This window comes from Lactobacillus kefiranofaciens (assembly GCF_014656585.1).
GTDB lineage: Bacteria > Bacillota > Bacilli > Lactobacillales > Lactobacillaceae > Lactobacillus > Lactobacillus kefiranofaciens.
On the sequence record NZ_CP061341.1, the window covers coordinates 765,001 to 788,975 of the forward strand.

The 23,975-nt window shown below is 36.0% G+C and carries 22 protein-coding genes, 1 tRNA gene, 1 pseudogene and 1 other annotated feature; of the genes and pseudogenes, 18 read left to right on the forward strand and 6 right to left on the reverse strand.

Features of this window, described 5'->3' with window-relative positions:
- Window positions 1–25 precede the first annotated feature (25 nt).
- Window positions 26–832, reverse strand: a complete 807-nt coding sequence (locus tag ICI50_RS03915; RefSeq protein ID WP_095342118.1) for an AAC(3) family N-acetyltransferase — start codon at window positions 830–832, stop codon at window positions 26–28.
- A gap of 208 nt (window positions 833–1,040) precedes the next feature.
- Window positions 1,041–3,422, reverse strand: coding sequence for a Xaa-Pro dipeptidyl-peptidase (locus ICI50_RS03920; protein WP_095342117.1), 2,382 nt, complete (start codon window positions 3,420–3,422; stop codon window positions 1,041–1,043).
- Window positions 3,423–3,905: 483 nt separating this feature from the next.
- Between ICI50_RS03920 and ICI50_RS03925 the strand changes: the two genes are divergently transcribed.
- From ICI50_RS03925 to ICI50_RS03940, 5 genes are all read left to right on the forward strand, one after another.
- Entirely contained in the window at window positions 3,906–5,483 is a 1,578-nt protein-coding gene (locus ICI50_RS03925; protein ID WP_056940823.1) for an ABC transporter ATP-binding protein, read from the forward strand.
- Window positions 5,483–7,057 carry an ATP-binding cassette domain-containing protein gene (locus ICI50_RS03930; protein ID WP_056940824.1) on the forward strand — a complete coding sequence of 525 codons (1,575 nt, stop codon included), beginning with the start codon at window positions 5,483–5,485 and terminating at the stop codon, window positions 7,055–7,057. The genes ICI50_RS03925 and ICI50_RS03930 overlap by 1 nt, the downstream gene beginning before the upstream one ends.
- A 180-nt stretch (window positions 7,058–7,237) precedes the next feature.
- Window positions 7,238–7,726, forward strand: a complete 489-nt coding sequence (locus tag ICI50_RS10930) for a TIGR02452 family protein (RefSeq protein WP_279593549.1) — start codon at window positions 7,238–7,240, stop codon at window positions 7,724–7,726.
- The gene (locus ICI50_RS10935) at window positions 7,704–8,033 is read left to right on the forward strand and encodes a TIGR02452 family protein (RefSeq protein ID WP_280530469.1); all 330 of its coding nucleotides are present in this window, start codon (window positions 7,704–7,706) and stop codon (window positions 8,031–8,033) included. The genes ICI50_RS10930 and ICI50_RS10935 overlap by 23 nt, the downstream gene beginning before the upstream one ends.
- 16 nt (window positions 8,034–8,049) lie before the next feature.
- Entirely contained in the window at window positions 8,050–8,658 is a 609-nt protein-coding gene (locus tag ICI50_RS03940; protein WP_013853859.1) for a PH domain-containing protein, read from the forward strand.
- Window positions 8,659–8,696: 38 nt separating this feature from the next.
- Here ICI50_RS03940 and ICI50_RS03945 read toward each other — a convergent pair whose 3' ends face one another.
- The 3 genes and pseudogenes from ICI50_RS03945 to ICI50_RS03955 all read right to left on the reverse strand — a co-directional run bounded on the left by ICI50_RS03945 (window position 8,697) and on the right by ICI50_RS03955 (window position 12,361).
- On the reverse strand, window positions 8,697–10,820 hold the full coding sequence (locus tag ICI50_RS03945; RefSeq protein ID WP_056940826.1) for a hypothetical protein: 2,124 nt from the start codon (window positions 10,818–10,820) through the stop codon (window positions 8,697–8,699).
- A 273-nt stretch (window positions 10,821–11,093) separates the two neighbouring features.
- Window positions 11,094–11,450 (reverse strand): annotated as a pseudogene (locus tag ICI50_RS03950) (arsenate reductase family protein).
- Window positions 11,451–11,464: 14 nt separating this feature from the next.
- Window positions 11,465–12,361, reverse strand: a complete 897-nt coding sequence (locus tag ICI50_RS03955; RefSeq protein ID WP_095342116.1) for an alpha/beta hydrolase — start codon at window positions 12,359–12,361, stop codon at window positions 11,465–11,467.
- Window positions 12,362–12,526: 165 nt separating this feature from the next.
- On the opposite strand from ICI50_RS03955, the gene ICI50_RS03960 reads away from it, so the two are divergent.
- The 6 genes from ICI50_RS03960 to ICI50_RS03985 all read left to right on the forward strand — a co-directional run bounded on the left by ICI50_RS03960 (window position 12,527) and on the right by ICI50_RS03985 (window position 17,856).
- Window positions 12,527–12,600: transfer RNA gene (locus ICI50_RS03960), tRNA-Arg, on the forward strand.
- A gap of 235 nt (window positions 12,601–12,835) precedes the next feature.
- Window positions 12,836–14,065 (forward strand): GH25 family lysozyme, encoded by a 1,230-nt coding sequence (locus ICI50_RS03965; protein ID WP_095342115.1) that lies wholly within the window; start codon window positions 12,836–12,838, stop codon window positions 14,063–14,065.
- A gap of 124 nt (window positions 14,066–14,189) precedes the next feature.
- Window positions 14,190–15,089 carry an alpha/beta hydrolase family protein gene (locus ICI50_RS03970; RefSeq protein ID WP_013853863.1) on the forward strand — a complete coding sequence of 300 codons (900 nt, stop codon included), beginning with the start codon at window positions 14,190–14,192 and terminating at the stop codon, window positions 15,087–15,089.
- 9 nt (window positions 15,090–15,098) lie between these two features.
- Window positions 15,099–16,895: a DUF2207 domain-containing protein gene (locus ICI50_RS03975; protein WP_056940827.1), complete on the forward strand. Its 1,797-nt coding sequence runs from the start codon at window positions 15,099–15,101 to the stop codon at window positions 16,893–16,895.
- 38 nt (window positions 16,896–16,933) lie between these two features.
- Window positions 16,934–17,113, forward strand: a complete 180-nt coding sequence (locus ICI50_RS03980; RefSeq protein ID WP_003547962.1) for a 2-hydroxymuconate tautomerase — start codon at window positions 16,934–16,936, stop codon at window positions 17,111–17,113.
- Window positions 17,114–17,178: 65 nt separating this feature from the next.
- Entirely contained in the window at window positions 17,179–17,856 is a 678-nt protein-coding gene (locus ICI50_RS03985) for an HI_0552 family protein (RefSeq protein ID WP_014563368.1), read from the forward strand.
- A 43-nt stretch (window positions 17,857–17,899) separates the two neighbouring features.
- On the opposite strand, the gene ICI50_RS03990 is transcribed toward ICI50_RS03985, so the two are convergent.
- Window positions 17,900–18,925 carry a branched-chain amino acid aminotransferase gene (locus tag ICI50_RS03990; protein ID WP_023062019.1) on the reverse strand — a complete coding sequence of 342 codons (1,026 nt, stop codon included), beginning with the start codon at window positions 18,923–18,925 and terminating at the stop codon, window positions 17,900–17,902.
- Between the two features lie 171 nt (window positions 18,926–19,096).
- On the opposite strand from ICI50_RS03990, the gene ICI50_RS03995 reads away from it, so the two are divergent.
- The 7 genes from ICI50_RS03995 (at window position 19,097) to nusB (ending at window position 23,974) form a co-directional block, all read left to right on the forward strand.
- Entirely contained in the window at window positions 19,097–20,464 is a 1,368-nt protein-coding gene (locus ICI50_RS03995) for a DUF2325 domain-containing protein (protein ID WP_054640333.1), read from the forward strand.
- Between the two features lie 71 nt (window positions 20,465–20,535).
- Window positions 20,536–20,616, forward strand: a sequence feature (ribosomal protein L21 leader region).
- 14 nt (window positions 20,617–20,630) lie between these two features.
- The gene (gene rplU / locus ICI50_RS04000; protein ID WP_025084108.1) at window positions 20,631–20,942 is read left to right on the forward strand and encodes a 50S ribosomal protein L21; all 312 of its coding nucleotides are present in this window, start codon (window positions 20,631–20,633) and stop codon (window positions 20,940–20,942) included.
- Between the two features lie 18 nt (window positions 20,943–20,960).
- Window positions 20,961–21,251, forward strand: a complete 291-nt coding sequence (gene rpmA / locus ICI50_RS04005) for a 50S ribosomal protein L27 (RefSeq protein WP_013853869.1) — start codon at window positions 20,961–20,963, stop codon at window positions 21,249–21,251.
- 122 nt (window positions 21,252–21,373) lie between these two features.
- Window positions 21,374–22,483 carry a M24 family metallopeptidase gene (locus ICI50_RS04010; protein WP_056940828.1) on the forward strand — a complete coding sequence of 370 codons (1,110 nt, stop codon included), beginning with the start codon at window positions 21,374–21,376 and terminating at the stop codon, window positions 22,481–22,483.
- An 80-nt stretch (window positions 22,484–22,563) separates the two neighbouring features.
- Window positions 22,564–23,133, forward strand: a complete 570-nt coding sequence (gene efp / locus ICI50_RS04015) for an elongation factor P (protein ID WP_013853871.1) — start codon at window positions 22,564–22,566, stop codon at window positions 23,131–23,133.
- A 17-nt stretch (window positions 23,134–23,150) separates the two neighbouring features.
- Window positions 23,151–23,576 carry an Asp23/Gls24 family envelope stress response protein gene (locus ICI50_RS04020; protein WP_054640332.1) on the forward strand — a complete coding sequence of 142 codons (426 nt, stop codon included), beginning with the start codon at window positions 23,151–23,153 and terminating at the stop codon, window positions 23,574–23,576.
- Between the two features lie 5 nt (window positions 23,577–23,581).
- Window positions 23,582–23,974 carry a transcription antitermination factor NusB gene (gene nusB, locus ICI50_RS04025; protein WP_013853873.1) on the forward strand — a complete coding sequence of 131 codons (393 nt, stop codon included), beginning with the start codon at window positions 23,582–23,584 and terminating at the stop codon, window positions 23,972–23,974.
- Window position 23,975 lies beyond the last annotated feature (1 nt).

Sequence of the window (23,975 nt, forward strand, 5' to 3'; positions counted from 1 at the left end):
AAAATTGAACTCTTACCGTTATTTGTTATTGATTATCTTTTTGTTTAAACCATTCACGTGCAAAATCAATTAATGCATGTGCATCAATTACTTTAATGATACCGTTATTCAGCTTAACAGCTTTCCATTTGTTAGGATGAGCCTTTTCAAAAGCTGCTCCCAATTCGTTAAAATCATCATAAGAATCCATATCGATGTTTTGATATTCGGCCCAAATTGTTTTGCCGTTTTCATCAACGTCAGTTGCAGCTAAGCAAGTTTCAGTCTTTCGACCAATTGTGGATTCTGCGTAATGAAGCATCGTGCAAGTTTCGTAGTCTGTTCCTAAGAAAATTATTTTACCATGATTTTGATAAAGGTAATCTAGTGGACTGTTTACACCATAGGGTATATTCAAAGGTTGCTTTTTGGCAATCTTTTCTTTGTTTTTACCCCAAATTGCGATCGGTAAATAAGGGTGATTGCTTCGAACAACTTCGGGCAATCTTCTAAAATATTCTGGAGTGACACCCAAACCTACAGTAATCGAAGTTGCTGGATTATAAGGTGGCATATTATCACGAACGATTTGAATCAAGCCCTTGCGAACTGGTGGATACTCCCAAGTAGCAGGATCACAGTTGGTTGTAACTTCTGAAGGCATCATTAGTGTTCCTTCAGATAAAGTTTTCTCTAAAGCTTGGACAATAGTCTCAGGTCCACCTGGAACGTAATTAAACTTGCTCATTGCTGTATGAACAAGACAAGCATCAGTAGCCTTAATTCCAACTTCTTTTAATGCTTGTTGAAAGTCGGCTTTAGTTGTAACAGTGTTAATTAAATTTTCAGACATAATCATTTTCCTTTTTTAATTAGTGACATTATTGACTGGGTCTGAAAAATGCTACTCTCGTTTTAATTTCTGCGTTGTTAATTTTATTCTTTTTGTTACTCATAAGAATTCTCCATATTTAAGAATATAATTCATATTTTATCACATTAAATAAGCACTAGTTCTAAATAGAAAGAACTAGTGCTTATTAATATGATTTTTAAATTATTTATTTTTCATAAAATTTAATCTCAGTCTTAGCTAAATCAACTGTATAAGTTTCTTCTTCAAGCGGACGCTTAGTCATTCCCTCGTCGGTTGAATAGATGATTAAAGCTAACTTGCTACCAGATGGAATGGTGTAGTAGGTAGGCTGAAGCAAGAAGTCTAAATCGTAGAATTTATCAGCTTCGATTTCTTCAGGCTTCTTCATGTCTTTGTAATTTTGTAAGTTCATGTGCGCCTTGGTAATCAATTTAGCCTTAGTCTTCTTGTCTGGGACAAATTCTTGCAAAGTGTCAGTACCAAATCTGTAACCAAGTTCTTGACCACCGCGCATCAAGAATTTAGGTGTAGCAATCAAACGTTTTCTTTCACCAAGTTCAACTAAAGCAACGGAGATTTCACCCTTAGGCAAACTGCCAGAAACGCGAACTTTGACTTCAGGACGACCCACAATCGTAGTTGGATGAATAAATTCATCAGTTTCAAAACGTAAACTTGGCTTAGCCCATTTTTCATCACCGCAAATGAACTTGTATTGCCAATCGCTTTCTGAAATACCAGCTTTCTTGAATTCAATACCGCCAACATCGGTAAAGGACTTTTGTGCTTTGCCGTTGCCATCTTGGAAAAGTTCGCCTTCATCAGTAGGGTAGTAGATCTTTTCTTGGCCTAAATCATTGCTCCAGTCAGGTTCTTCATGCCACTTGTCAGCTTGCAAGTTATCTTGAATCATAACCGTTGGCCATTGATTGTAAGCATTATTTTCAATGCCTAAAAGTTCATGAACAAACCAAAGGTTCATCAAGTCTGTAAAGTCAATCGAAACAAAGTTGTTCATATTGTAGTGTGGACCTTGGTGCAAGAAGAGGTGATGCTTCATTGGCATCTTTTTAACCAATTGCCAGATCTTGTAAACGTTCTTTGGCTTAACGTTCCAGTCATTTAAGCCATGAACAGAAATCCAGGAACACTTGATACCATCAGCGTGGTGACGGTAATTTCTTGCTTCCCAGAAGTCAGAATATTGACCCGTTGCACGATCCTCTTTTTCAAGCAATTCTTTTTGCATCTTGTCATATTCTGGCTTGATCTTGAGATATGACCCTGCATCCCACAAGTTTGATTGACAAGTTTCAGCAAGTAAGTCTAAATCTTCGCCTTGGCAAGCTTCAGGAGCAATAACCAAACCATGTTCACGATAGTAGTCATACCAAGAAGAAATCGCAGCTTCAGAAACAACAGTCTTTAGGCCCTTAACTCCAGTAGTAGCAATCGCAATTTGTAAAGTACCTAAGTATGAACGACCAGTCATCCCGATATTACCGTTGCACCAATCAGCTTTAGTTTGAACAGTTCTAGTTCTGTCAGTGTAGGCAACACGATCACCATGGAGCCATTCGATTACTGCTTTTGCAGATTCGGTTTCTTCAGGCGCACCAGTGATGCGGACGCCGTCACTGCCGCGGGTTCCAATTGCACCAGCGAAGACACTGGCAAAACCGCGAGCTAACATGTATTCGTTAAGTGGGTAAGAAGACTTGTGTACTGCTTCTTCAGTTGCTGGGTGGCTAGAGCCATCTGGCTTTTGCGCCTTGACGATTGGTGAGTGAACGTATTGTGGATCATTCCATTCAGTAGCATCAGATAGGTTTTCGTCAACGCTATGGTTGCGTTTTTCATTAGCAATAATGCCGCCAAAGTATGGAGATGCTGTGTAAAGTGCTGGCACTTGAAGTCCTTTGTTTGTTTCAGCAGGACGGAAGATAGTCGTTTGAATCAAATCGCTCTTGCCGTCGTGATCAGTATCAAGATCAGTTTCAACATAAACAACTTCGCGAATAACCCTGTTGGTATCAAAAACAGGAATAGACTTGACGTTGAAGAACTTGAACTTATTTTGACCCCAGAATTGAGTGAAGTAGCCTTTACCAGCCATCACATCAAGTAAAATCTGACCGTTCTTAGTACGGGTATTAAGTAAACGATAAAAAGCAGAAATGAGCTTTTGATTATCGCTAATATCTTGTACAAAAGGCAAAGCTTGTTTTTGCATAAAGCCCGTTGGATCAGCAAAGTCGTAATCGTAATGAACATGGTAGCCTAAAAGCTGCAAAGCTACATTATAGAATTGAGCTGTACCAATGGACGTTGGTTCTTGCTTTAAAAAGTCAGCCAAGGTTTCGTGATCGGAAACGGCGAATTCTGCTAGCTTCGCAGTTTTAGCAGCATCAGTTTTAGCCTCGGCGATTGTATTTTTGATTAACTTAGCCAACAAGTCGCTAAAATCCCAATCGGCGTAATTTCTAGGCAAAAAGTTGATGTCGATTAATTCTTTGACCTGTTGCTCAAAAGGTGTATCGACGTAGGCGTATTGATTGTATTTCATATTTTTCTCCTTTGGTTAGTTTAATTATCTATAGTTTACCTTTTTAAGAGAGTAGAACCAATAAAAATGAAAGTAATATGGAAATATTTTAAGATGAAAAGGCTTTATTTTTATAGGAAAAATATTCTAGGTATTTGATTTCATTAAAAAAGCTTGCTAAATTAAATATGTATGATATTATTTTAAATAATTAGTAGAAACAGAGAGGTTTTATTGCCATATGATTCGTTTACGTAAGTTCTAATATTTGATTTGTTGTTTAGCAAAATACTGTATTTACATGCTTATTTAGTGTACCTAATTTTGCTCACATCTCAATTATTAGCAGTAAGTGAATCTAGGGTAATTTTCTACGTCTAAATTAGCCTTTATTTGTTGCACTGTTTTTGAGAGTGAGTATCTCATGGCAGTGCTTTTTCTTTGCAATAAATCATTATTAGATTCAGAAAAAAACTAATATTTTTACAAAGAATGAGGAAAATAATGGGTTTAAAAGATTATTTTAAAATTAATCATCAGCGTGCTTTTTTAGTATTGTTTTTAATTACGTTGACTCAAGCAGCTACTACAGTTTACACCTATTTGACTAGTTCACAGCTTAATGCTTTGTCTCAGGGAAAATTTGTCTATTTTGTTGTATTGATTGCAGTTCAATTTATTTTCGGTCAAATTTGTAACATTAGCTTTAATTACTCTAATGTACAAAATACTAGACAAACACAGGATTTGTTTCATCAAGTAAGACAAAAAATAGTTGCACACTATTATCAAAAGCCAGCTAAAGTCTCAGAAATGGAAAATCATTTAGGCAATGATTTGCAGCTGGTGCAAGAGAGCTATTATGATGTGCTATTCTACTTTGTTTGTGACTTTATTTATATTTTGTTAACTATTGGGACGCTCTTTTCATTTCATTGGTTATTAGTTGCCTATGCCTTATTAGTTGCCTTGCTAGCAGTTCTTGTCCCTAAGTTACTTGAAAAATATACTAATAAAGCTACAGAAAAAGTATCTAGTAAAAATGCTGATTTTTTACATGCCATAGAAAAATGGTTCAATGGACTAGCTGAATTAAGACGATATCAGAATAAAACGGTCTTAAAGAAAGTAGTAGGAAAGAATAGTTATCAGCTAGAAAAAAGTGAATATAAACGTGACAAAGCATTAGCTTATACAGCAATGGTAGCTGCAATCTTTAATATTGCTGGGCGTGTCGGCGTACCTTTAATTGCTGGAATTTTGTTTTTTAATCATCAAGTTGATTTAGGTGTAATTTTAACGGCTGGGTATTTCGCCAATGGTATTTTCTATAGTGTTGATAGCTGTGTGAATAGATATATGCAGTTGAAATCGACCAGAACACTTCGTAATCGATTGAAAGTGCTACAAAAAGTAGTAGTTGAAAATCAATATGATGACTTGGATAAAGTTGATTCTATTCAAGTAAAGAATTTAACCGTTCACTATAAAGCAGGTGAAAGCATTAGTTATCCTGATTTCACTCTTCATCGAAGCGACAAGGTTTTACTGACAGGAGATAGCGGTACTGGTAAATCTACTTTGTTAAAAGTAATGCTGGGACAAGTTAAGCCTAAAACAGGTGAGGTGATTTATTTAGATAAGAACAGTAAGGTTTTACATCCCGATCTAAGGAAACTAGGCTATCTGGCGCAAGATTTATTAATCTTTCCAGGTGGCATTGCAGATAATATCACGATGTTTAATTCAAAGCTCAATTCAAGAGTTGGTGACCTAGTAGAACAAGTGGCTTTTAAAGACGATCAGGCACGTTTTAATGATGGGCTACAGACAAAGCTGGATCCTCATCATGAATTGCTCTCTGGTGGACAGAAGCAAAAAGTAGTTTTAATGCGGTTATTACTGCACCAGACGCCGATTCTTTATTTAGATGAGCCAACTAGTGCTATCGATCAAAAAGCCACAACCTTAATTCTGCAGAATTTGATAAAAACAAAGGCAACACTTCTAATGATTGCTCATAATTTAACATCAGAGCAAAAAGCATTGTTCGATCGTGAAATTTGCTTGGAGGAAAAATAATGAACTGGAAGGAATTATTTAAGTTAGAGCTATTTAGATTTTGTCTGGCAATTAGTTTGCAAATGATCGCTGCAGGTGGAGAGGTTGGAGTTGCCTATACTTTAACGTTGCAATTCAATGCAGTTAAAAATAGAGATTTAAAATTATTTTTATGGTGGACAGTAATTCAATTAATTTGTTATGCGTTAGTATTTTTATTTTATAATATCGCTTCCATACTTTGGCAAAAAGCATTGCAAAAGTATTTTCACTTAGTAAGACAAGAAATCACGGATCACTATTTTACTGATAGTCATCAACATAAGGTAGGAAGTGTACAGAATCGACTAACTAATGATATAAAAATCTTGCATAAAGATTACTTTAATTCTTTTATATGGGTAGCAGGGATGATCGCAAGCATCTGCAGTGTGACCATGACTTTATTAACCTTTCAATGGGCATTGTTAATCGCCTGTTTACTTTTAGCTGTGGTTCAAATCTTCTTGCCCAAGTTGTTAGATAAGCCACTGCAAAGAGCAACTAAGAAAGTTTCTTCAGCTAATCGAGAATATTTAACAACTTTGGGTGATTGGCTAATTGGATTGTCTGAATTGCGAAGGTTTGAAGCTAATGAAAAGTTATTCAAAACCGTTGCTAAATTTTCAGGTCGTTTGGGAGCAGCTAATGTGCAAAAACAGAAAGTTGATCAAGAATTAGATTACTTGAATCAATTAGCTTATTCACTAGGGGATGCTTTGATTTTCTTATTAACAGGATACTTAGTTGCTAATAATTTGGTCGTGTTTGGGTTAGTCGCTAGTATTGGCAATTTTAGTGCAGCGCTTTTTAGCTCGCTTCAAGGCATCGCTAATTATACCGGCAAGATGCGTGCAACTAAGAAGTTACGTGAAGAGATTTTAGCATCTAGAGAAAAAATTACTACGACAAGAACGGTAAATGCAAAAGCACCAGCAGGATTTACAATTCATGATTTAGCAATTGATTTTGAAAATGGTGAAGGAGTTGTTTTCCCCGATATTCAAGTAAAAGCAGGAGAAAAGATTTTACTGACTGGTGATTCAGGAGCAGGCAAGTCAACTTTATTTAAATTGCTATTAGGAGAAAAACAAGCTAGTTGTGGTGAGATCCAATATTTTGATCAAAATGGAACGAGGATTTATCCTAATCTATCCGAGATTGGTTATTTGCCGCAGGAACCAACTCTTTTTCCAACCACTATTGCAAAAAATATTACGATGTTTAATCAGAAATTAGATGATGGCATAAATGCTGCAATAAAACGAGTGGAGTTTGCAAGCGATGTGACTAAGATGCCGGCAGGAATTGAGACGAGCATAAATTTGGATCAATTGAATGTTTCGGGTGGTCAAAGACAGAAAATTGTTTTAGCTAGAAGTTTGGTTCATCAAAGCAAATTAATTTTAATTGATGAAGCTACTAGTGCAATTGATGAAGCTGCGACGATGAAAATCTTGCAAAATATTCTTACTGGTAGTGCGACAGTCGTGTTTATTGCACATAACTTTAATGAAGAGATGCGACACCTATTTGACCGGGAAATACATCTATAGATCAGTTTATAAAATGATTCGCACAATTTTGTTTAATAATTAGTTTTTTTAAATTATCAAAGCGATTAAGGATTTTGATTTTTTTGTGTAATAAATATTGAGTACTATAGTTAATACTATGGAGTCATAGCAAATCAGAGTAAACTAAAAGAAAAATAGACGTAAAAGAAGGTATGTTCAATGAATAGAACTCAAGTAAAAGACAACGCCAGAAAACATGAGGCAATGGTAGAGAAACTGTTTCAAACGCAGATTCAGCAGTCAATTGAAGAAACTATCGTGTATGATCAGGATTCTTTTAATGATAAATCAAAAAATAATTTTACTAAATTAGCCCAGCAAATCGTTTGGCCACTAGCTACGGATCAAGCAGTAATCAAGGCTTTTAAAACATATAAAGGTCAAAAAATTGCGGCATTGAATTTTGCTTCATATACTAATCCCGGCGGGGGTTTCGTGAATGGTGCTATGGCGCAAGAAGAAGCGATTTGCGCGCAATCAGATTTGTATCCAGTTATTTCGAGTCAGAAGAATTTCTATGATTGGAATAAACGGCATCTGAATCAGAAGATGTATTTAAATCGCGCCTTGTATTCACCCGATATTTTATGGGGCAACTTCTACGGTGCCACAGGGGAAGAGTGCTGTGATTACTTGTGCTGCACCTAATAAGAGTGCTGGCCGACGTTTAGTAGAAGATAAAGAAGCACAAATGAAATTTGAGAGTAACGCAAATAGTGCAATGCTTAGTCGCATGAATTTTGTTAAGCAAATTGCTGAAGAGCAGAAAGTTAATGTCTTAATCTTAGGTGCATGGGGAGCAGGCGTCTTTGGCTTTACGGCAGATGAAGTTGCTAAAATGTGGCGGAGAGTTTTTGCTCAGACAAGCAGCATTGAAATAGTAATCTATGCTATTATTCCTGATAAACGTAGTAATCAGGCAGTTCGCGCTTTTAAAGATGTATTTGAAAAGTAATAAGAGAAGTTAATTTATGGGATTATTTAATTTATTTAGTAAAAAACAGCAACAAGCTAATCAGTCATTCTTAGCTAAGCAACGTAGCCAGCAGGCAATTGTCAAAATAAAAAAATTAGCTTTGCCATCTAGGATCAAGCAGCAATTAATCAAAGCTGAAGTTTATGATGTTTGGTTGAATAGTCATGATTTGTTGCCCTTGGCAAATTTAATTGAAGAAAGTGAAACGATTGAATATGCGGCTGTTGGAATTGATGACCATAGCAAGACAGTAATGTTAATTTGTACGAATTATCGTTTGCTTATTTTACAAAAGAAAATGACTAGTGAAAATACAAATATTATTCCGCTAGCTCAGATTAAGAGTGTTATTCTCAAACAACAATTGGCTTATGTTGAATTGAAGTTGATTGTCAAGGATGCACAGTTAGATTTTAACTCGCTTAATAAAGTACCAGCTGGAATTCTAGCAGATAAAATTAGAAAATATGCTAAATTAGCCCAGAAAGGATCGGTTGTCGATCAACAGCTGGAACAAATTAAAAAGTTGAAAGGCCTTAAGGATGAAGGCATTTTGACTGAAGAAGAGTTTCAGGCAAAAAAGAAGAAAATTTTGGATATGTAAACAGAAAGCTGAGTATCATCAAATACTCAGCTTTCTTCTTATTTAACTTGCATTTTCATAATTGCCTTAACCGAAATAATCTCAATTTGTTGTGTAGCAATATTTTTAACTTGCAGCATCTTATTGATGGTTGGGTTAGCAGCAGCTTGCATAATGTCTTCGATGATTTGTGAATCAGGAGAACTGTACTCATATTTAGTTTCATCTGGAAAGGTCGCCAATAAAATAGTTGAACCGGTATTAGCAACAGGAGCTTTTGGTGCTTCAATTGGAGCAGATTCAGTTGCAACTGGTTTACTAATCAATTTATTTGCAATTGGTTTATTTTTAGGCTCGGCATGCTTGATAATCTTAACTTTAGGCACTTCGATTTTCTTTTCTGGCTCTGTAGCTTTAGCTTTTTCAACTGTTTTAATAGGTTGCTTGTCTTCTTTTTTAGGTTCAGTGGAAGTTTTATTAACCGTGGCCTTTAAGATCTTATCTGTATCAATTTTCTTAGGCTTTTCTACAGGTACTGGCATTTGCTTATCAATTGGGATTTCGCGTTTAGTGACAATGGTATTTTTGTTAGGTAAAAGATTACGAACAGTTTTACGTGCTTTGAAGAGGTCCATGACCCTGGGACCGTAAACATTAATTGAGTAATGTAATCCATTAAGAGGGAAGAATTCTTCTTGTCTAATGCGTGTGTCAACTTCACTACGGTCAATCCCGGTTTGTTTAACAATATCATCAGTTGTAAAAATAGGTAGGATATCTTTTAGGTGTTCTACAGTTGATGCATCTTGTGCACCAATCACTTTTCGCATGATGTCCCAACTTTTAGCGTCATATCGTCTGGTTAAGCCTGAATCCGCGGTTGGCTTAATAAGACCTTGTTTTCTTGCATTTTCTACAATTTTTTTGTCAACATCTAATGTATTAGCTAATTCAAGCTCAGATAAGGCAGAGGTTGGTCGCAAGGATTCAATCTCGTTTGAAATTTCTTCAGTATGAATGTCTTTAGCTAAAGCCCAATTCTGATAACTAGCGATGTAGCTGGATTCGCCTTCTTCAGGATGAAGCCACATAATATAGCCTAGGAAGATATTAGGGTTAGTTGGTACAGGGACAAATTCATGTTCAGTCAACAATTTGAAGTCAGTTACCATATTGAAAGTACCACTGTTTGAAGGTGAGGCTTCACTCATGAATTGGATCTTGTCACCTGGTTTCAATTCGCCTAACTTTTTAATATCGCTAACGTAGGGCAAATAATACTTGGCAAAAATCAAACGATCGCTGGCAACATTGCGTATATTTTTAACTTCCAACTGCGGCATTTTATGACCGATTGAAGGGATTTTAATGGCGTGACTACGAATTACTTCGGCAGTATAGGTTTCTTTGCTTTTGTTAACCAAAGGAAGAACGTCGTTAGATTCACCTTGCTGTAATGCTTGCAAACGTTGTTGGAATTTCTTATAGCGACTGGGTTGGAACTTAGCATCAACGTGGGCCCCATTAGCTGCAAACTCATCAGTATTATGGGTTAAATAATTTTCTGTATAATTCTTCTTAGTAAGATTATTATTGCTTAATTCAACTACCCAGGAATCTTGACGATCGTAGCCGCTGACTAATGTTTCAGGACGATTAGTACCTAAAAATATCCCAGCTTTTTTAATAAATGTAGCAGCTAAGCCGTATTTCCCTTGACCATATTGTTTAACCTTACTAATTCCTTCGATATAATCGCCAATTGCCAGTTGTTGATCAGGATGTTCAATATATTTGATATTTTCAATATTTAACCAGGCGTGATAGTCAAGAATTTCTATTTTTTCATCTGAATAACAAGAAATTTTATCAATTAATAGTGAACCATTTAAATTAGTTTTATTAGGTAAAGTTACATCACCTAATACACCCAGCCATTTTACCCAAATATCAGCATCAAAATAGGGCTTAAGGCGAATATGAACAGAATTAGGATGTAAATATTTGTTCAATTGTCCATTGATAATTTGATTTCTTTTCATATTGAAGACAATTGCTTTTTTAGCTAATTTTAATTCTTTTATTTTAATAAAATCAGCATATAATTGATTTTCTTTATTGCTACTATGATGTAGCTTATGTCGATTCTTATGCAAAAGCTTTTTCAAGTTATCGGTTTTCATAATTTTCCTTCTTTATTCTAAGTAATTAATTTTTTCTTTTTTATGATTCAACTTAGTACAAGGTTAAACATCTCCTTACTATTGTCAGTCATTCCATTATATAATAAAATCTAAGTTTTTTTCGTAAAAGTCAAATATGGTCAATTTTGCGTCCAATTCTGTAAGTAAAATATTTAGCAAAGCCTAAAAATTATCTTGCTAAATTAAAATTTATTTAGAAGCATAAAAATAGTTCATTACCATTTTAGTTGTGGTGATGAACTATTTTCTTTTTTATAACCAAGTTTGTTCAAAAATATTTTCTTTAAAGCCACAGGTTAAATGCTGTTCATCAACAACAAGGGGCCTTTTGATCAATTTACCATCTTTAGCCATCATGCTTGCAGCTTCATTAATAGTCATTGTTGGTATCTTATTTTTTAATTTTTGTTCGCGGTAATGCTGACCATGTGTATTGAAAAAGTATTTTAAGCCACGATCTTAATACTTGGTCATCCAATTAATTAAATCTTCTTTTTTAGGTGGTTGTTCTACTAAATCTTGAAATTCGTACTTAACATTGTGCGCATCCATCCATTTTTGTGCTTTGCGTGAAGTAGAGCAGCGTTTGTAACCGTAGAATTTAATCATAATTATCCTTTCATTTATTTTTGCAAAAAGTTTCTGAAAAATTCAATTTCCTCATCGTTTGCAATATCAGCTAATTCGTCCTTTTGATCAACGAAGAAGACATGACCGCGCGGATTATCTTTATCACCATAAGATTTACAGATTGCATGGACGCCACGTCCTAATAAGAAGCCAAAGAGCGTAAATTGCATATCATGCAAAAAGTCATTGTTGGCGGTAATTAAGTAAGTAGGCAGGAAGTTTTGATTAATGTATTTTTCGACGTTAAGCTGCTCGTGATATTTATTTATTGCTTTTTTAGTAAAGTAAGTACTAGCTAATCCATCTAGGTTGCTTGGGGTTAGCATGAAAGAAGCAGCACAGTTTAGGCCAACTGCACGGAATTTTAAATTCAATGGCTTATATGGGAATAGCTTTGCATAATCAGGATTAGTTAAAATAGTTGCATATTGTTCTGCCATTTGTCCGCCAGCACTATCACCAACGATGAAAACATTATTTCTGTCTAAACGATATTCCTCAGCGTGCTCATCAACCCAGTGCATGTAACGATCGACATCGTCTAGTTCATCTGGAAATTCCGCATTTTCTGGCGCTAAACGATAATTAGGATTAATAAAAGCAAAACCTCGCTTAGCAAGTCCCATACCATAGTATTGGTAGATCTCTTTAGTACCATAAACCCAGCCACCACCGTGAATATTAATGATTACAGGAAATGGGGCCTTGTATTTTTTAGGTAGATAGACATCTAATGTATGCCATTTCTGATCTGGACCATAAGGCAGATTGTCTAAACGTTCAACTTCAGGAATATCATTTGGCAGATCGCTATCTCGCTTAGTATCGTGTTTGTAGGCACCGGTTCTGAAATCTTCTACGAATTTTTTGATTTTATCTTTAAGTTCCATAGTCGTTCTCTTTTCTAGTAAGTATCTGTATCTAATTAAATTATACTTTAATTAATTTGCCTAGAATTGAAAAAATAAGAATTTTTTTGAAAATACCCTTGCATTTCGAATGAGCTTCTCATATAATAATTTATGTTCTGTTGAGGACATACAAACATACAAGATGGTCTGGTAGCTCAGCTGGATAGAGCAACAGTCTTCTAAACTGTGGGTCGTGGGTTCGAATCTCACCCGGATCATAAATGTAGCAACGTTTTCAAGCGTTGCTTTTTTGTATTTTAAGTGATTGACCATTAATTTGAAATGATTAATTGTATAATACAAATAGATGACAAATGTTAATCGCTTCTTACATTATAACCATATCGGTTGACTAAAGTTTAAATCGATATTATTCTAAATTTGATTCCATATAAAGAAGATCTACAAATGTGAAATTTTTTAGTTGTTTTCACATAGCGGAGGAAATTAATTTTGACTAAAACTAAGAAGATTATTATTAAATTAGCATGTGCAACTGTTCTTGGTACTGCGGGCGTTGCATTGACTCACGTGAATATGCCGCAAGTAACAGTAAATGCAGCAGCAACTTCCGTTGCTGCTCGCGCCTTAGGCGTGGATGTTGCTAGTTATCAGAGTGCTGACTTATCAAGTCATGCTCATGCAGGTGCACAATTTGCTATCGTTAAGGTAAGTGAAGGGACTTCTTATAGTAATCCTAAGGCTTCAAGTCAAATTTTAACAGCTTTATCAAATAATATGATGCCAATGGCATATCATTTTGCAACTTTCAGTTCTAACAGTAGTGCTGCAGTTGCAGAAGCTAATTATGCGATTAAAGCTGCTCAAGCATTTGGCTTGCCTGAGGGCTCATACATAGCTTGTGACTATGAAACTGGTCAAGGCAACAATATTTATGGTGGTAAGACGCCAACGGCTAACGCAATTATTGCCTTTATGGATCAAATTAAGGCAGCAGGCTATAAGCCACTTCTTTATGCAAGTTCATCAGTTTTGCAACATCAGATTGATGCCAATAGCGTAGTTGCTAAATATCCTAATTCTTTATGGGTAGCTTCATATGCTATTTCTGGTAGAATTGATAATCCTAATTTTAATTACTTCCCATCAATGAATGGAGTTTCAATTTGGCAATTTACCGATAATTGGCGTGGTTTAAATGTTGATGGTAACGTTGCAGTTTTGCCTTTGTCTACAGATGGCAATGTTACTTCCAATAATGGTGCTATTTCGCAAGCTCCAACAAATAAACCAGCGGAAAATACTGCAAGTGCTAAGCCGGCTTCTAACCCTAAGCCTGCAGCAACTACTAATAATGAGTTGGCAACGTCTGGTTATGTAATGAAGAAGGCTTACATTTACAATAAGAAGGGCGAACGTCAAAGCGGTTACTATGCAGCTTACTATGGCATTAAATATTACGGTTCAACCGTGAAGCTTGATAATGGCAAGACAGCCATTAGAGTTGGTGACGATCGTTATGTCATGGCAAGTAATGTCTTAGGCAATTCGCGCGTGATGAAGCATAATGTTTACATTTATAATCATGCGGGTCGTCGTGCTAACTGGAGAATTTTGAGAAAAGGTACTCCAGTTAAAACTTACGGTACGAGATTCCATATTCATGGCAAGAGTTACTACCGTATTGGCAAAGGATTGTATGTAAAGTGTGCTAATTTCTAAGTTTAAAAACTGAATATTGAAAAGCGTAATGATTTTCCTATTTTTAGAAAATTGTTACGCTTTTTTGTATAATGAAAATACCTAGAAAAACGTCTAGATGTTTGATAAAAAGGTGAATTAAATTTTGAAAAAACGACTAATAACAATAATTTTATTGAGTTTAACCACTTTACTTGCGGGATGCACAGTAAGTGATAATACACATCATGTGAAATCAAATTCGAAGACCGTTAAAGTTGAAAAAAAGATAAAACCGAAGCAGGGGAAATATCAAGTAATTGAGCAAAATTGGACTATACAAAGAGATGGTGTCAATATTTATGGTCGCTTGTATTTGCCACAAAATAAGGTTGGTAAAAAGAAGGCAGTAATTTTAGCGCACGGTTTAGCAGGCAATCACCAAGATTTAGCTAATTATGCAAAGTACCTAGCCAGTCGCGGCTATTTAGCTTATGCGTTTGATTTCCCAGGTGGTGCAAAATGTGGTTTAAGTAACGGTATAGATCAATTGCAGATGTCGATTTTTACTGAAGAGCAAAATCTGAAAACTGTTTTAAAGGCTGTTAAAAATAGAAATGATGTAAATTCTAAAAGAGTTTCACTTTTAGGTGAAAGTCAAGGTGGTGCAGTTGCTGCGATGCTGGCTTCAAAGAATCCTAAGGAAATTAGATCATTAATTTTACTTTATCCTGCATTTTCGATCTCTGATTATACTCAAGCTGCCTTTGGCTCCATTAAAAAAGTGCCCAAAACTTTGAATTTGTTTGGTTTCACCGTTGGCAAAGCTTATTTTGAGAAGCTGTTTAAGTTTAATTTATTAAGGAGCGCTACTAAATATCATGGTCCTGTTCTCTTGCTTCACGGTACAGATGATATTATTGTGCCCGAAACTTATTCTGAAAAAGCTGCTAAAAAATTTAAACATGCTCAACTTTATAAATTTAAACATGCAGGACATGACTTTAAGGGCAAGTATCAAAAGTGCGCTTTTACTTTAATTGATAACTTTTTAGAGAAAAACTGAGGTTAAATCATGAGAAAGAAGTATCTAGGTCTAGTTGGACTTTTAAGTTTGCTCGGCTTAATGATTGTTTTTACTCAAAAAGTTAAAGCTGATGTTAATTATGATATTAACAATGTTGCTGTAACTGCTAAGGTGAATCGTGATGGATCAGTAACGATGCATCGTGAGTTCAATTATAGTTTTGACAGTGATGCACATGGTGTTTTTTATCGGCAGAACTTGACTAAAAAACAAAAAATTACCAATATCCAAGTAAAAGTAAATAATCATCCAGTAAAATTATCTCAAAGTGGCAAGAATAATACTTATCAATTAACCAAAAATAAGAATTCTTATAAATTTAAAGTATTTCACAATATTGCTGAAGCTGATGCTGTCAAAGTGGAATACTCTTATAAAATCTTGCATTTAATTACTAATTATCAAGATACTGCAGAATTGAATTTCAAGATTATTGGTAATGGTTGGGATGCAGATTTAGATCATGTCAGGGCTACGGTAATTTTTCCAGGTTCAGTTAAAGGCTTAAAAGCATGGGCGCACGGACCACTTGATGGCTATACTCAGGTATTGCCTAGACAAGGGAAAATTATCATGACAGCTGATGATGTAGCGGGTGATAGTGGAGTTGAAGTTCATGCGCTTTTTCCAACTTCAGTGACTGCCATTAATACCAATGTAGTTAAAGAAAATAGAAAAAAAGCAATCGAAAAGCAGGAAGCTCAATTAGCAAATGAGGCAAATCGAAAACGACGTAATCGATCTTATGTTAATTGGACTGTAGTAGCCATTTCATTAGTTAGCGGATTATTTGTTGTTATTAAGGGATTATTTAATAAAAAAGCTGGTTTTAAGCCTAAGAAAACTAAAGAATTATCACATAATTATGATATTCCTGATGTTAATCCAGTGGGTGCACAAATTTTGGATAATGTTGCTTTACCCAATACGAAGGCGTTTACGGCCTATTTGATGCAGCTAGCCGGCCAGCATAAAGTAAAGATCGAAGAATATCACACAAAGCATTTAAAGAAAACGCATTATCAGATTTCTCTAGTAGATAAGAGTATTCTCGCTGATGAGCTGATTTACTTTTTGTTCAAACAAGTGGGAGATGGAAATTCTTTTACTACGAATTCTTTGAAAAAATATGCTTCTAAAAAACTAGGTCAAAAGTTTGATGAGTGGTGTAATAAGCAATATGATGCGGTAACTGCTGCAGGCTATCTAGATGATAAAATTGAACGACAACGTAGTCATTACCGCAAGCTTACTATTACTGGGATTGTGCTTAGTACTATCACTTGGGTGATCGCAGTTTTTCGCTTTAATGCTAATACCTATATTGTTTTGATAGGCATAGGATTAATCTTGCTTGAATTCATTGCCTTCTTTATTGGCAATCATCGATTGAGTCTTTATACACAAAAAGGAGCCATCGAAACTAATAAGGTGCGTGGCTTCGAAAAAATGTTAGATGATATTGGTCGTTTCAAGATGAAGGACGTTGGCGATCTGATCTTATGGGAAGATATTATTATGCCTTATGCTGTAGCCTTTGGCTTGTCTAAGAAGGTACTAAAACAGTTAAAACTAGAATTTAGTCAAGAAGAATTAAGTAGTACTGGTTTTATTGTAGGCAGTGCGTTTTATAGTCCCGGTAATGATGGCTTTGCTAATAATTTTGAAAGCAGTTTTTCTAGTGGCGTATCATATGGTTCTTCGTCAGTTTCTGGTACCAGTGGTGGCTTTTCTGGCGGTTCATCTGGTGGTATTGGTGGAGGAAGCGGTGGTGGCGCTTTCTAAAAAAGCTTGTATAATTAATTGAAAAAGGAGGAATTTTTATGCCATTTGTACATATTGAATTAATTAAAGGTCGTTCTGACGAACAAATTACTAACTTAATGAAGGATGTTACTGAAGCTGTACATAAGAATACTGGTGCACCTAAGGAACATATCCATGTGATCATTAATGAATTAGGCAAGCATTCATACGGCCAAGGCGGCGAATGGAGAGCTTAATAGTTTAGCGATAATCTTTTGCGGTGGCAAAAGATTATTTTTCATTCTAGGATTAGGGGATAAATATGACGCAATTAACTGAAGAAATGTTTCAGATTTTTGATCAACCAGAATTCTCTTTTAAGAAAATTAAGATGCAACATTCTGAAGCAGAGGTAGCAGAATTAAAGGATGAATTTAAAGGCGTTTGGCAAACGTGGAAGGCTGTTAATCAGGCTGTTGCACAAAACTTGCCGACAGGAAAATTTGCTAAAGTTCATGTAGAGAGCTGGACTAATGGCTGGAATTTGCGCGATCATTACTGGGCATCATATCGTTTGCAAGATTTAGCAGATGCCAATCCGTGTGTTGGGGTAATGCTAGATAAAAAGCAATTGCAAGTATATTTAATGTTCCAGCATTATCAGAGTGAAAACAGAAAAATTACGCCTGAACAATATAACGAATTATTGGCTGATATTCCTAGTTGGAGTAAACAAATTGATTTGCAAAATTGGTATATTTGGAATGGTGAAATGTCTTCTGAATTTGATGATCATACAAAATTAAGTGATTATTTAAAGCAAACTGATATACAAAAACAATTTAAATCAGAGTTGTCAGATGCTACATTTTTGGTGGGCAAGTTTGTCTTCAGAGATCAACAACATGATGTTAATATGGAAGACTTTATTACAAATGCGATTGTAGACCTGTTGCCTTTATATGAAAAATCAGTTAAAAATAAGGGCTTACTTCGATGACAACACCGAAATAAGTCCTTATTTTCATAAAGCTTAGTTTTTGTTAACTTAGTCTAACTGTCCAATTATATTTGTCGTCTAGATCACCAACTTGAATGCCAAATAAAGTATCATAGAGTTTTTGGGTAATTGGGCCTACTTTGGTTTCATCACCAAAGACATGCTTTTTACCCTTGTAAGTAAGTGATCCAACAGGTGAAATAACCGCAGCAGTTCCCATAGCACCTGCTTCAACGAAACGATCAACATCATCAATTGGAATTTTGGTTTCAATAGGATCAAGACCAAGATCTTTGGCAATCTTTAAAATTGAACGCTTAGTAATAGATGGCAAAATGGAATCTGATTTTGGTGTCTGAAACTGACCGTCTTTTGTAATGCCGAAGAAGTTTGCACCACCAAATTCATCAATATATTTGTGCTCTTTTGGGTCTAAATAAAGGGCATCAGCGAAGCCGTTCTTTTTGGCAATTAATGATGGCATCAAGCTGCTGGCATAATTACCAGCAGTCTTTGCTTGTCCAGTACCGGCAGGAGCTGCTCTATCGTAGTCGCTAACCTCATAAGGCATTGGCTTAAGGCCTTTAATAAAAGCACCAACTGGAGTGGCATAGATTCTAAATTGATATGTCTCAGATGGTGAAATGCCAACGATTGGCTGCATCCCCATCATGAATGGACGAAGATATAGCGTACCACCAGAACCATAAGGAGGGACAAAGTCTTGATTTGCCTTAACAACCTCCTTAACAGCTTTAACAAATTCTTCTTCTGGATAAGGCTCCATTAAAAGTCGTTTAGCAGAATCAGCCATTCTTTTGGCGTTTTGCTCCGGTCTAAATAAATTAATGCCGCCGTCTTTTCTGCGATAAGCTTTTAGCCCTTCAAAAACTTCTTGTCCGTAGTGCAATTCCTCAGCTGCTTCGTTAAAGGTGATAGATGAATCTTGAGTTAAGTGGCCGCCTTGCCATTTGCCATCTTTAAATTCATCAACCCAGCGATAGGGCAAATCGTGGTATTTAAATCCAAGTTTATTCCAGTCTAAGTCTTCAGGATGAGTTTTAGCCATGTTTCTTCCTCCTCGTTTTCTCAGTATCATTTTTGTTAAATCTCCTCGTTTTCTCAGTATCATTTTTGTTAAATTATAGTGGAATTTAAGTTAAAAAGCAAAAGATTTGATATATATTAAAAGTAAGTAAAAAATAGAACAGTATAGCTAAATTAAAAAAGTGGTGAAAGTATGTACGATTATCGTAATAATATCAAAGTAATTTTAAATAAAACTGAAGCAGACGATAAGAGTCTAGCTAACAGCTTGAATGCTATTAAAGCAATTATCGCTATGGCTGATGGTGGAAGTGCAGATAAGCCTAAAGCTAAAACTGCTCCAAAGAAACAAGCCAATACGCAGTCAATGGCCCAGCGTAATGCAGATTTAAAACAATTTAAGCAGCTGCTAATGGGATTAACTAGCTTGATTGAAACACCAGGGGATGAAAAAGCTAAGAAGACATCACTGGAAGCATTGCATAAATTAACCTTTGTTCCTGGAGTAGGTAAGCGGTATGGCAATGTTTTGAGAAAGCTTGATCAAGCAATCCAGAAATCGAAAACAACTAAAGAAGCAGTCAACAAGAAGATTTTTGAAGATGCGATGAAACCCAAAGAACAACCTAAGCGTGATTATCGTAAAGGAAAACGATACACGGTTATTCGTGCACTTTCTGGCTGTAATTTAATTAATGATGATGGTCAAATTGTTTATCGCATTAAAGAATCGCAAATTCATTCGCTTAATTTGAAAAGCGGTGATATTGTTGAGGCTTTAGAAGATCGGGATAATCCTAACTATGAAGCAGAAATTTTGCGTGTGGTTGGTTATCGTAAATTGCGTACGCGTGATTATGATCCAATCGAAGAATTTCGTTATGCCGTTGTGCAAGGCAGAACTGGTCAACTAGCAATTACGCGTAATATCAAGGGTGAAAAATTGCGTATTCGTGGCAAAGCAATCACAATTCCAGCAGATTCAAGTTATTATCAGGGCGAAAACATTCATTTAGAAGATGGCTCAATTGTTGACTTGGCTTGGTATACAGGGGATGTCCGCATTAAGAAAAATCCTGCTGATGCTGTACAAATTCGCTGGATTTATCAAGTAGATCCACCAAAACAATCAGATCTTTCCTATAAAAAGAAAGACAAGAATAAAGACAAAGCTGCAGAAGAATTAACTAAACTGGATATGAATTTGCATTACCAGCGAGTGGGTATTGCGATTGGCGATAATCAAAACGAAGGAATTTTGGAAGGTATCGTAAATCGCTATAACGGCATTCCTATTCCAATCAATGCTTTTGAAGGCAAAAGGAAAGTTATGGAGCGACAGATTAAAGATCTTGATATTGTGATTTTGATGACGGCATATGCTGCACACGATGCCACTTGGAACATTCAAGAATTTGCTTCAAAGTATGGCGTGAAATTTGCAGTTTCTTCATCAAAAGGCTATAGATCATTTGAACGAGCACTGTATCGTGCAGAAAATAAATTGCCAGCTTATGAAGGTACGCAGACAATTGAATATAAAGAAGCAAAAGATGATTAATATCTGTCTTGTTTTTATTGATAAATTCTTTTTTAGGTAGTAAACTATAAGAGTTGTATTTGTGGAGACCTCCACATCTGCAACCGCACGGCTCGGGGTTAGAAGTCTTCTTGAGTAAGAAGCACCTCAGTTCGGCGAGTCTAAGTATTTTTTCGGAGGTGTACAAATGTACGCAATTATTAAGACCGGTGGTAAGCAATACAAAGTTGCAGAAGGCGACAGCGTATTTGTAGAAAAGCTTGATGCTGAAGAAGGCAGTTCAGTAACTTTTGACGAAGTTATCCTTGTTTCTAATGGTGACGACGTTAAGGTTGGTACTCCATTAGTAGATGGTGCTAAGGTAACTGCTAAAGTTGAAAAGCAAGGTAAGGAAAGGAAGGTTGTAACTTTCAAGTACAAGCCTAAGAAGCACTCACACAGCAAGTATGGTCACCGTCAACCTTATACTAAGGTTACAGTTGAAAAGATTGAAGCTTAATTCAGAGGTGAAATGATTATGAATATTTTAGGTATGAAATTATTTGCCCACCACAAGGGTGGCGGTTCTACTGCCAACGGTCGTAACTCAGCTGGTCGTCGTTTAGGCGCTAAGGCTGGTGACAGTCAATCAGTCCACGCAGGTACTATTATTTACCGTCAACGTGGTACTAAGATTCACCCAGGCAAGAATGTAGGCCAAGGGGGAGACGACACTTTATTTGCACTTGTAAACGGCGTTGTTAAGTTTGAACGTCTTGGCAAGTACAAGAAGCAAGTTTCTGTATACCCAGCTGAAGAAGCTAAGTAATTCAGATTAAAAGAATAAGGCGGGTAGCATTGTGCCACTCGTCTTTTTTCATGGTGTTTTACATGTCTTAAGACTAGAAATCTAGTATAATTGAGTAAATGCTATGCAAAGAAGGTTTTGACATGGAAAAACAGCAAGAGCTATTAACATTAATACAAAGTAGAATAAAAAAGGTTACAGCTTTGATTAAAGAACATAATGCAGATGCAATGATTATCTTTAATCAAGCTAATTATCGTTATCTTACTAATTTTACTGGTGAAGAAGCACAATTGATTTTAAATGCTGACGGCGGGCGGACCTTATTGTCGGATTCACGTTTTGCTGGTCAAATTAAAGCCCAAGCTCCCGGTGAAATGAATGTAATTATGAAACATTCAAGTGATTATGAAGAACTTACTAAAGCACTTAAGAAAATGAACGTTAAAAAAGTTTTAGTAGAAGGCGAGTTTGTTTCAGCTAGTGAATTTTTTAAATTAAAGGAATTGAATCCAGACATTGAATTTACAATGGTCGAAGAATTAGTTGAACGGGTACGTAATGTCAAAGACAAGCTTGAAATTGCTGCCTTGCGCAAAGCCGTTGATATTTCAATGGAAAGCTTTAAGGGTATTATTCCGATGATTAGACCAGGCGTAAAGGAGCGTGACATTGCTGCTAAACTTGATTATTTATTTAAAGTTAATGGTGGCGATGGACCGGATTTTGATACTATTGTTGCGTCGGGCGTGCGTTCAGCATGGGCTCATGGTGTAGCAAGTGATAAGCGTTTGGTAGATGGCGAGATGATCGTTATTGATTTCGGTAGTTTTTATCATGGTTATGCGGCCGATATTACCCGAACTGTGTCATTAGGTGCGGTAGATGCAGAGATGCATAAAATTTATAAGGTCGTACTTGAAGCACAACGTCGAGGCATTGCGGCTGCCGTCACCGGCAATACTGGTCGTGATGTAGATAAGGCAGCGCGTGATTATATTACAGCACAAGGATATGGTGAATATTTTGGTCACGGCATTGGTCATGGAATTGGATTAGAAATTCATGAATTATGTCAGCCTGCTTTACCGTTTAGGATAACGAAACTAGTTAACAATATGGTGCACACGGTTGAACCAGGCATTTATTTACCAGGTAAAGGTGGAGTTAGAATTGAGGACGATGTCTTAGTTCATGATCAAACGCCAGAAGTATTGTCAACTTTGCCTAAAAATGAACTAATTTCTTTATAGATAGATTTTAATAGGCTGAAGTTATAGCCAAACGCGCTTAAGATTGGTAAGATAATAATTGTAGAAATGAGGGACTTAATATGACAATGATTTCAGTTAACGAATTCAAGAATGGGTTAACTGTCAAGTACAACAATGACTTATGGCGCATTGTTGAATTCCAACATGTAAAGCCAGGTAAAGGTGGTGCTTTCGTACGTTCAAAGCTTAAGAGTTTAAGAAGTGGCGCTGTACAAGAGTATACTTTCCGTTCAACTGCTAAGGTTGAAACTGCAGAAATTGAAACTAAATCAATGCAATACTTGTACAACGATGGTAGTAGCTATGTCTTTATGGATACTACGACTTATGATCAATTGGCTATTCCTAATGAGCAAATTGGTGATGAAGCCAACTATTTATTGGAAAACATGGTTGTTAATGTAATTATGCACGATGGTGAAACATTAGGTATTCAATTACCAAACACTGTTGATTTAAAGGTTGCTAAGACTGAACCTAATATCAAAGGTGATACTTCATCAGGTGGTGGTAAGCCAGCTACCATGGAAACTGGCTTGGTAGTTAATGTGCCATTCTTCATTAATGAAGGCGACGTCTTAACTATTAATACTACTGATGGTACCTACGTATCACGTGCTAATAAGTAGTTTTTTGAGGTAACAAAATGGCAGATAGTTCAAAAATTCTCTTAAGTGGTGAAGAAAACAGCGAACAAATCAAGATTGATCCAAGTGTTTTAGAGGTTATTTTGGGTATTGCTGCTGAAAAAATTGATGGTATTGCAGGAATGCGTGGCAGCCTTAAATCAGGTCTTAGCTGGGTTCTTGGCCGTGAAAATCATGGTAAGGGCGTCAATGTGAAGACGGATGAAGATAATAAGCTGATTGCAGACGTTTATGTTTATCTTGAAAGTGGCGTAAATGTACCTAAAGTTGGTATGGAAATTCAAAAAGCTTTAAAGGCACAGCTACTTCAAATGACTGATCTGGAACTTAAGTCAATTAATGTTCATGTGGTAGGTTTGATTTTCCCAGAAGACGAAAAAGACGCTGAAGAAAATACCTCAGAGCTGTTTCCGGAGGACAAATAGAGAAAATGAACCAACACGAAAGTCGAAAAGTTGCTATGCAAGCAGTTTATTTGGCTAATCAAGAACCAGATTTAACTGCTGAAGATGTTGAAGCAAAAATCGTCGCAACACTGGATTTAAAACAGCTTTCTGCCTATTCTAAGAAATTGATTGAAGGCGTAATTTCAGATCGTAAGGATCTACAATCTGAATTAGCTGATCATTTAAAAAAAGGCTGGCGTCTTGAACGTGTAAGCCAAATTGTTGTTGCTATCATGGAAGTTGCACTTTATGAAATAAAGCATAGCAATGAAATTGATGCTAAAGCGGCAGTTAATGAAGCTTTAAACCTGTGTGACGAATTTGCTGAGCCAAAGGAAAAACCATTTATTAATGGGATATTAGCAAACTTTGTTTAAT